9 protein-coding genes are annotated in these 7374 nt (G+C 62.8%); all 9 read right to left on the bottom strand.

All coding sequences use genetic code 11. The features are described 5' to 3' along the window. Positions 1 to 141: 141 nt before the first annotated feature. Positions 142 to 2088 (bottom strand): acetate--CoA ligase, encoded by a 1947-nt coding sequence (gene acs, locus CQY20_RS32640; RefSeq protein WP_097945301.1) that lies wholly within the window; start codon positions 2086 to 2088, stop codon positions 142 to 144. 122 nt (positions 2089 to 2210) lie between these two features. Continuing rightward, positions 2211 to 3077: an energy-coupling factor ABC transporter ATP-binding protein gene (locus CQY20_RS32645; RefSeq protein WP_097945303.1), complete on the bottom strand. Its 867-nt coding sequence runs from the start codon at positions 3075 to 3077 to the stop codon at positions 2211 to 2213. Next, positions 3074 to 3826: a cobalt ECF transporter T component CbiQ gene (gene cbiQ, locus CQY20_RS32650; RefSeq protein ID WP_097945305.1), complete on the bottom strand. Its 753-nt coding sequence runs from the start codon at positions 3824 to 3826 to the stop codon at positions 3074 to 3076. The genes CQY20_RS32645 and cbiQ overlap by 4 nt, the downstream gene beginning before the upstream one ends. Before the next feature lie 28 nt (positions 3827 to 3854). Further along, positions 3855 to 4193 (bottom strand): energy-coupling factor ABC transporter substrate-binding protein, encoded by a 339-nt coding sequence (locus CQY20_RS32655; protein ID WP_097945307.1) that lies wholly within the window; start codon positions 4191 to 4193, stop codon positions 3855 to 3857. Next, positions 4183 to 4890 carry an energy-coupling factor ABC transporter permease gene (locus tag CQY20_RS32660; protein ID WP_097945308.1) on the bottom strand — a complete coding sequence of 236 codons (708 nt, stop codon included), beginning with the start codon at positions 4888 to 4890 and terminating at the stop codon, positions 4183 to 4185. The genes CQY20_RS32655 and CQY20_RS32660 overlap by 11 nt, the downstream gene beginning before the upstream one ends. A gap of 158 nt (positions 4891 to 5048) precedes the next feature. Next, the gene (locus CQY20_RS32665; protein WP_207767365.1) at positions 5049 to 5348 is read right to left on the bottom strand and encodes a nitrile hydratase accessory protein; all 300 of its coding nucleotides are present in this window, start codon (positions 5346 to 5348) and stop codon (positions 5049 to 5051) included. Between the two features lie 11 nt (positions 5349 to 5359). Then, positions 5360 to 5971 carry a nitrile hydratase subunit alpha gene (gene nthA, locus CQY20_RS32670; protein ID WP_097945312.1) on the bottom strand — a complete coding sequence of 204 codons (612 nt, stop codon included), beginning with the start codon at positions 5969 to 5971 and terminating at the stop codon, positions 5360 to 5362. A gap of 14 nt (positions 5972 to 5985) precedes the next feature. Then, positions 5986 to 6726: a nitrile hydratase subunit beta gene (gene nthB, locus CQY20_RS32675; RefSeq protein WP_097945314.1), complete on the bottom strand. Its 741-nt coding sequence runs from the start codon at positions 6724 to 6726 to the stop codon at positions 5986 to 5988. 208 nt (positions 6727 to 6934) lie between these two features. Further along, positions 6935 to 7282, bottom strand: coding sequence for an acetamidase/formamidase family protein (locus CQY20_RS32680; protein WP_272938848.1), 348 nt, complete (start codon positions 7280 to 7282; stop codon positions 6935 to 6937). Between the last annotated feature and the right edge of the window lie 92 nt (positions 7283 to 7374).

Below are 7374 nucleotides of genomic sequence, written 5' to 3' on the forward strand. Positions count from 1 at the left end.
CCCTGCACCCGTCAATCATCCCGAAAACCCCAGCAGAACCACGCCCGCCACGCGGGATTAATTCAGCAGGCTCCTAGCCGCCCGCGGCCCCCGTAACCGTCGGCGGCGTTGGGCGCGGGAGTCGTGTCACCTGATGCGCGCCTACTTGGCGGCGCGGATCGCCTCGAACACGCTGGGATCCACCAGTGTTGAGGTGTCGCCGAGTTCGCGGCCCTCGGCCACGTCGCGCAGCAGCCTGCGCATGATCTTGCCGCTGCGGGTCTTGGGCAACTCGGGCACCACGTAGATCTCCCGCGGCCGGGCGATCGGTGAGATCTCCTCGGCGACCCGGCCGCGGAGTTCGTCAACCATGTCTTCGCTGTCAGCCACGTTGGACTCCAGGATGACGAACGCGCAGATGCTCTGGCCGGTCTGTTCGTCGGCGGCGCCGACGACGGCGGCCTCCGCCACACCGGAATGACCGACCAGCGCCGACTCGATCTCCGCGGTGGAGATGCGGTGACCCGATACGTTCATCACGTCGTCGATGCGGCCGAGCACCCAGATGTCGCCGTCGGCGTCGTAGCGGGCGCCGTCACCGGCGAAGTACCAACCCTGTTCGGCGAAACGGGACCAGTAGGTCTCCTTGAACCGCTCGGGGTCGCCCCAGATACCGCGCAACATCGACGGCCACGGCGCATCGTGCACCAGGTAGCCGGTGACCTGCTGGTCGCGGTCGACGCTGCGCTCGACGTCATTGCCGTCGTCGTCGACGACCCTCGCCGAGATTCCCGGTAGCGGCGTCATCGCCGCACCCGGTTTGGCCGCGGTCACGCCGGGCAGCGGCGAGATCATGATCGAACCGGTCTCGGTCTGCCACCAGGTGTCGACGACCGGAGTCTTGTCGGCACCGATGACGTGGCGGTACCAGCGCCACGCCTCCGGGTTGATCGGCTCGCCGACCGACCCGAGCAGTCGCAGGCTGGACAGATCGTGCGCATCAGGGATCTCGCGGCCCCACTTGATGAACGTGCGGATCAGCGTCGGCGCCGTGTAATAGATTGTCACACCGTACTTCTCGATGATCTCGAAATGCCGGTGCTCGGTGGGCGAGGTGGGAGTGCCCTCGTAGACCACCTGGGTGACGCCGTTGGACAGCGGCCCGTACACGATATAGGTGTGTCCGGTGACCCAGCCGATATCCGCTGTGCACCAGAACACGTCGGTTTCGGGCTTGACGTCGAAGACGCTGTGGTGGGTGTAGGACGTTTGGACAAGGTAGCCGCCCGTGGTATGCACGACACCCTTGGGCTTTCCGGTGGTGCCCGACGTGTACAGGAGAAACAGCGGAAGCTCGGAATCGAACCCCTGCGGGGTGTGCTCGGGGGAGGCGTTTGCGACGGTGTCGTGCCACCACAGGTCGCGGCCCTCGGTCCACGGCGTGTCGATGCCGGTGCGCCGCACCACCAAGACATGTTCGACGGACGGTTGTCCGGCGACGGCCTGGTCTGCCGATTCCTTGAGCGACACGGCCTTTCCGCGGCGATATTGGCCGTCGGTGGTGATGAGGAGTTTGGCTTCGGCGTCCTCGATGCGGGCTCGCAGCGCTGTCGCCGAGAAGCCGGCGAAGACGACGGAATGCATCACGCCTAGCCGGGCGCAGGCCAGCATCGCCACGATGGCCTCGGGCACCATCGGCATGTAGATGGCGACCCGGTCTCCGGCGACCAAGCCGAGATCGGTCAGCGCATTGGCCGCCCTGCACACTTCGGCCAGCAGATCCGAATAGGTAAGGGTGCGGGCGTCACCGACCGGTTCGCCCTCCCAGTGGATGGCCACCCGGTCGCCGTTGCCGGCTTCGACGTGCCGGTCGACACAGTTGTAGGCGACGTTGAGCTTGCCGCCGATGAACCACTTCGCGAACGGCGCGTCCGACCAGTCCAGTACCTCGGTAAACGGTGTGTCCCAAGACAATCGGTTGGCCTGCGCGGCCCAGAACGCAAGCGGGTCCCGCTCGGCTTCGCGGTACAGTTCCGCAGTCGCGTTTGCCTGCGCGGCGAAGTCGGCGGGCGGTGGATAGGCAGTGGTCAAGGTATGTGGTGCTTTCATCTCGGCCTAACTTTGAGAGTGGAACGCCAATTTGTGGAATAGCAGGGCGGGGACTGGTTCCGACGTCCCACATTTTTCTTGCCCGGGTTGCTCGAATAAGTAGTCATACCAAGCGATCAGTCCTATACCTTCGATTGTCCGTAGCGGATAACGGGTGACGAACCACGCTCGATCTCTTGACAGACTTCTTTGATGTTGCGTGGAGTCGCGCCATCGGCGATCCGGCCCGAGGACGCGAGACTCGCTGCCAGCTCCAACGGCCACGGTGACCGTAGCCGTGCGGCGGCCACCAGTTCCTGTTCCGCCAGTAGCAGCCGGGGGTCGCCCTGCCGCACCGTACCGGTCTCGACCACACCCACCGAGTCGGCCCATTCCAACGCCAATGCGGTGTCATGGGTTGACAACACGACTGTGGTGCCGTTTCGTTCGAGCTTCTCGAGCGCGAAGAACATCTCCTCGACACCCGCCGGATCGAGCCCCGCGGACGGTTCGTCGAGCAGCAGGACGCAAGGGCGCATGGCCATCGCGCCGGCGATCGCCACTCGTTTGCGCTCGCCGTACGACAGCTCGTGAGTGGGCCTGTCGGCGAGCTGCTCAATGGATAACAGCGCCATCGCATCGTTGACTCGCTCGAAGATCTCGGCGGTGCCAAGGCCAAGGTTCACCGGACCGAATGCCACATCGTGAACTACATCCGCCGAGAAGAGCTGGTCGTCAGGATTCTGCAGCACCAGCTGCACCGCTTCCCGATGTGCGCGCAGTCCTTTGCGGTCGTAGCGGAGTGGCTCGTTGTCGACGTGGACGGATCCCCGCGCCGGCTTCAGCGAGCCGGCAAGGATACGCAGCAGGGTGGTCTTGCCTGAGCCGTTGGCGCCGAGCAACGCAACACGAGAGCGTGGCGCAATGTCCACCGAGACATCGATGAGCGGTTCGACTCCCGACGGATATGTGAACGCGACATTCTGTGCGCTGACCGCACGGTGACTCATAGCAGCGCTCCCGTGGCCAGTGAAACCGCAGCTACCGCCCCGAGCGTCAACGAGGAGAGCGCCACGAACCTGGGGTGGATCCGAGCCTCGCCGAGGATCGGCATCGGGACACCGAAGTCCCGGCCGGCCAGGCCCTGCTCCAGCCTCTGCGCCTGCGTCAAAGATCGGACGAGTACCGCAGCTGTCAGCAAGCCTGACGAGCGGACCGCGCGCCGTGCGCTGGTGTAACCGAGGCGCGAAACCTGGGCCTGGTGAATGACGGCGATCGACTCCAACAGCACAAACACCAGCCGGTACATCACGGTGATCACATCCACGCATGCGGGGGGCACCCGCGCCTGACGCAAGGCTGCGGTCAGCGACGTCATCGGTGTCGTCGAGGCGAACAACAGCATTGCCATCGACGCGGTGATCGCACGAGCAACCAAAGAAGCTGCGCCACTGACCGTATCGTGTGATATCGAGAAACCCCACTCGGTCAGGTCGACCGAGATCATCGTTGAGGCGGCCGCCGTCAGGATGAATGCGGCCGGCACTTTCAAGCACCCAATCAGATGCCGGATCGGGACACCGGCCAGCCTCGCGGCGAAAAGGCACACCAAAATCAGCAGCGGTGCAGCCGGCCATGTAGGCAAGACCAGTGCCGACACCAGCAGTCCACCGAAGAGGACCGCTTTCTCCGCGACGGGTCGGCTACGCCATGGACTACGCCACGCCACCGCGTCGATCGTGCCCGCGCTCAAGCCCATTGTCGCCCACTAAATCCTTGACTGGTTTTCAATCATCGGTGGTCGCCTTGGCGCTCAAATCGGGCGCACCGGCCACATCGCGACGACGCTGCCAGAGGGCCCCGATCGCGAACCCGAATACGCCCGCGCCCAACGCGGCCTGCAATGCGAACAGTCCCGATTCGATCTCGCCCGACCCGGGAGTGAACACGCTGGAGAACCACGGTTCATAGTCGTGGGCGGACTCGATCGCTTCGGTAACCGCCGAGTCGGTGCCGATGAAGCTGGAGTCCTCGGGGGTATCCCGATGGAGCCACAGTGATACAGCGAAGATCCCGACGATGGCGCTGAGGATCAGCAACGTGGTGATCGTTGTCTTACGCGACACGGTCGCCCTCCAATCGAGAATTCCCAGCGAGGTTCGTCTTACGCAAGACGCCAAGCCTCATCATCTCGGGGCCGGCCACACGCTGCAGGACGCCGAAGACGAGGACGCCGAGCAGACCCTCGATTACCGCCAAAGGAATTTGGGTCACCGCAAACACCGAAAGAAACTTGACCCCGGCGCCGAGCAGGCCGCTTGTCGGGTCGGGGAACCCGAGCGCCAGCTGCAGTGAAGTAGTGCAGTAGGTCGCCATGTCCGCGAAGAACATCGCGGCGAAGATGCCGACCGCTTTAGGCGCGCCGAGCCCTACCACGAGCCGCCACGCACCATATCCAACCCACGGGCCCACGATCGCGAACGAAAAGGCGTTGGCTCCGAGGGTGGTGATCCCGCCGTGCGCCAGCAGCAGTGCTTGGAAGAGCAGCACAACGGTCCCGAGGAACGCCATGACCGGAGGTCTGAACAGCACCGCGCCCAGACCGGTTCCGGTCGGGTGGCTGGAACTGCCGGTCACGGACGGAAGCTTGATCGCGGACAGGACGAACGTAAAAGCGCCGGCCGCGCCCAGCAACAGCCGGGTCTCGGGGTGTGTTCGAACCTGGCGCACCACTGCGATGGCCCCGTGGATGACAAACGGCGCCGCCGCCACCGTCCAGGCCGCGGCGTGGATCGGGGGCAGGAACCCCTCGGCGATGTGCATTCAACGCTCCTGTTCTGACCTTCTGTCCCTGTTCACCGGAAATGCTGCGATGGGCAGCCGAGCGCGGATATCGATGGCGTCCCGGCCGCGAGGATCCTGAGACGGTCTCTCCCGGGCGAACCCGGGAGAGACCATCTTTCTGAGTGGGTTACCGCTGATCAGCCTGTGTGACCGAGCGACGACATCCGTTCTGCGATCTCCTCTTTACTGAGCAGCCCGGAGTCGACCACGCTGGCTTCCAGTGCTTTCGACCAACTCTCGTAGTAGGCCTCGCATCCATCCGATGCGGCGATGGAGTTGATGAGCCTCGCCCGAAAAAACTCCCAGTCATAGGACTTTTGGTCGGACAGTGCGACAGCCACACCGAAAACCGTCGCCTCCCATGGCTCACTGAATACCAATTCGCCATTATCGCGAGGAGGCGCGATTTGAGCCTTGGTCGGCAGCAGCTCATCCATAGAATTGCGAGTCATCCCGCCACCTGCTGCGGGCTGAGCGCTTTCTGTACGCCGATCATGGAGTCCCGAGTGACGAGCTTCACGAGGTCTTCCTCGGACCAGTCCTCGGTATCCGCCGGCCGTTCCGGAATAACGATATAGCGGATCTCAGAACTGCTGTCCCAGACGTGAACGTCGACGTCATCAGGAATCGACAAGTCGAAATCCGTGCGCAGAACGCCTCGTGGATCAGCGACAACTCGGGACCGGTACTCCATGCTCTTGTACCACGCCGGAGGCAGGCCCAGAACGGGCCACGGATAACACGAGCACAGGGTGCACACCACCACATGGTGGGTCTTTGGGTCGTTGAATGCGGCGGTGATCTGGTGGGCCTGTTCGCCGGCATAGCCCAGTGAAGCAATTGCCGCCGTGGCATCCTTCTTGAGCCATTCCCGATATTCGGGATCGACCCACGATTTCGCGACGACTTTAGCGCCGCCCATGGGCCCGAGGTCGTTTTCATAATAGGACACGATGCGATCAACGGCCTTCGGCGAGACGATGCCGCGCTCGTACAGCAACGTCTCGATTGCTTTGGTACGAGCCTCGTATTCAGTGTATTTGTTCACATGTTGAGTCATTCTTTGGTGCCCTTTCACGCCGAAACTAGGTATGGTTCCCACAGGTCCACGTAGATGATGTCGCGCTCGTTGCCATCGTCTCCCCACAAATCCCTGGATTTGAATGACACCGTGTACAGCGGCTTCGGATCATCCCCAAGGCCGGCCGAACTGCTTTCCGGGTAGATCTGTGGGCCGTGTGAAGTGACCACTTTGCCAACGCGGTTGCGTACGTATTTCGGGCACCGAGTGTGGCCGAGTGGATTCATGTTCTTGACCCTGACCTCGTCGCCCGGCTTGAAAGCCGGATCCGGCCCTGGAAGGACCAGAGATCGAGGCTCGTGCAGAGCATCGAGCGCTTTATCAATGTCGGCCGGATCAAACTCGCGCGTGGGATTGCGTTCCTCGTATCGCCCCTCGAGAATTTCCTGGACGCGGTGCTTCCGCTCTTCCTCGGTGATGATCCGTTCCGATACCAGAATCCGCTCGGCAGCACTAAGCCAGTGCGTGTAGTAGGAATTGCGAATCTCGTTTACGTAATTCTCGTTGCCCATCATTTCCCGGAAAAACCGAGACTTGTCCCACCACGACACTCCCCTTAAATGCAGCCAGGTGAGTAGCGATAGCACGCGGCCTTCCCACTTGTAGTGGAAGTACGGCTCATCTTTCTGGTAGGCAACTGATCCGTAACCGGTCATACCACCGGTGTCATGAATTCCGTCCATCAAGTTCTCCTCTTGTCGGTTGGCGGTTGCTGCTGATTTGGGGGCAGCCATTCATCGAAGGCGAGAAGCATCGGCTCGGATTACCTACTGGTTTGCCCCGCATTTCACGCGGCGGTCATTCCGAGCTGAGCCGAACACTCCGATTCTGGTTCTCCCGTGCTCGTCCTCTTCTTGTGACACCGACCTCCTGTATCCGCGTCTCCTCTCCAGATTGACGAGGGCGCGGGTCTTTGGCCGCGCGCCCGGCTCTGCCCCCGAGTCAGGACGTGACGGCCACTTGGCCGCGGTCGAGTTTCTGCGGACCGGCTCCGCCAGGGCGGATGTCGAAGTCGAAGATCTCGGTCGGCAGGAACACCGAACAGCAGGCGTTCGGGATGTCGACGACGCCACCGATCCGGCCCTCGATCGGCGAGGTGCCCAGGATCAGGTATGCCTGCTCGCCGGTGTAGCCCCACTTCTTCAGATATTCGATCGCGTTCAGACACGCGTTGCGGTAGGCCAGCGTGGCGTCCATGTAGGCGTTGCGGTTCTCGGCGTGGTCCACCGAGATGCCAATGAAGGTCAGCCATTCGGAGTAGAGCGGCTCGACGCGGCCCGGCATGAAAATCGGGTTGGTGGTGACTGTTGCGCGTCGCTCAGGATGACGATGATGGCGTCAATGGGGTGGACGACGATCTGATGATGAGAACGGCCCCGCTC

The sequence above is a fragment of the Mycolicibacterium agri genome (genome assembly GCF_002553505.1).
Taxonomy (GTDB): Bacteria; Actinomycetota; Actinomycetes; order Mycobacteriales; family Mycobacteriaceae; genus Mycobacterium; species Mycobacterium agri.

What these genes read in the sequence shown, in the direction of transcription:
- CQY20_RS32660 (WP_097945308.1), bottom strand. Translation starts at nt 4,890, where the DNA reads ATGCACATCGCCGAGGGGTTCCTGCCCCCGATCCACGCCGCGGCCTGG.
- acs (WP_097945301.1), bottom strand. Translation starts at nt 2,088, where the DNA reads ATGAAAGCACCACATACCTTGACCACTGCCTATCCACCGCCCGCCGAC.
- CQY20_RS32665 (WP_207767365.1), bottom strand. Translation starts at nt 5,348, where the DNA reads ATGGATGAGCTGCTGCCGACCAAGGCTCAAATCGCGCCTCCTCGCGAT.
- CQY20_RS32645 (WP_097945303.1), bottom strand. Translation starts at nt 3,077, where the DNA reads ATGAGTCACCGTGCGGTCAGCGCACAGAATGTCGCGTTCACATATCCG.
- cbiQ (WP_097945305.1), bottom strand. Translation starts at nt 3,826, where the DNA reads ATGGGCTTGAGCGCGGGCACGATCGACGCGGTGGCGTGGCGTAGTCCA.
- nthA (WP_097945312.1), bottom strand. Translation starts at nt 5,971, where the DNA reads ATGACTCAACATGTGAACAAATACACTGAATACGAGGCTCGTACCAAA.
- nthB (WP_097945314.1), bottom strand. Translation starts at nt 6,726, where the DNA reads ATGGCTGCCCCCAAATCAGCAGCAACCGCCAACCGACAAGAGGAGAAC.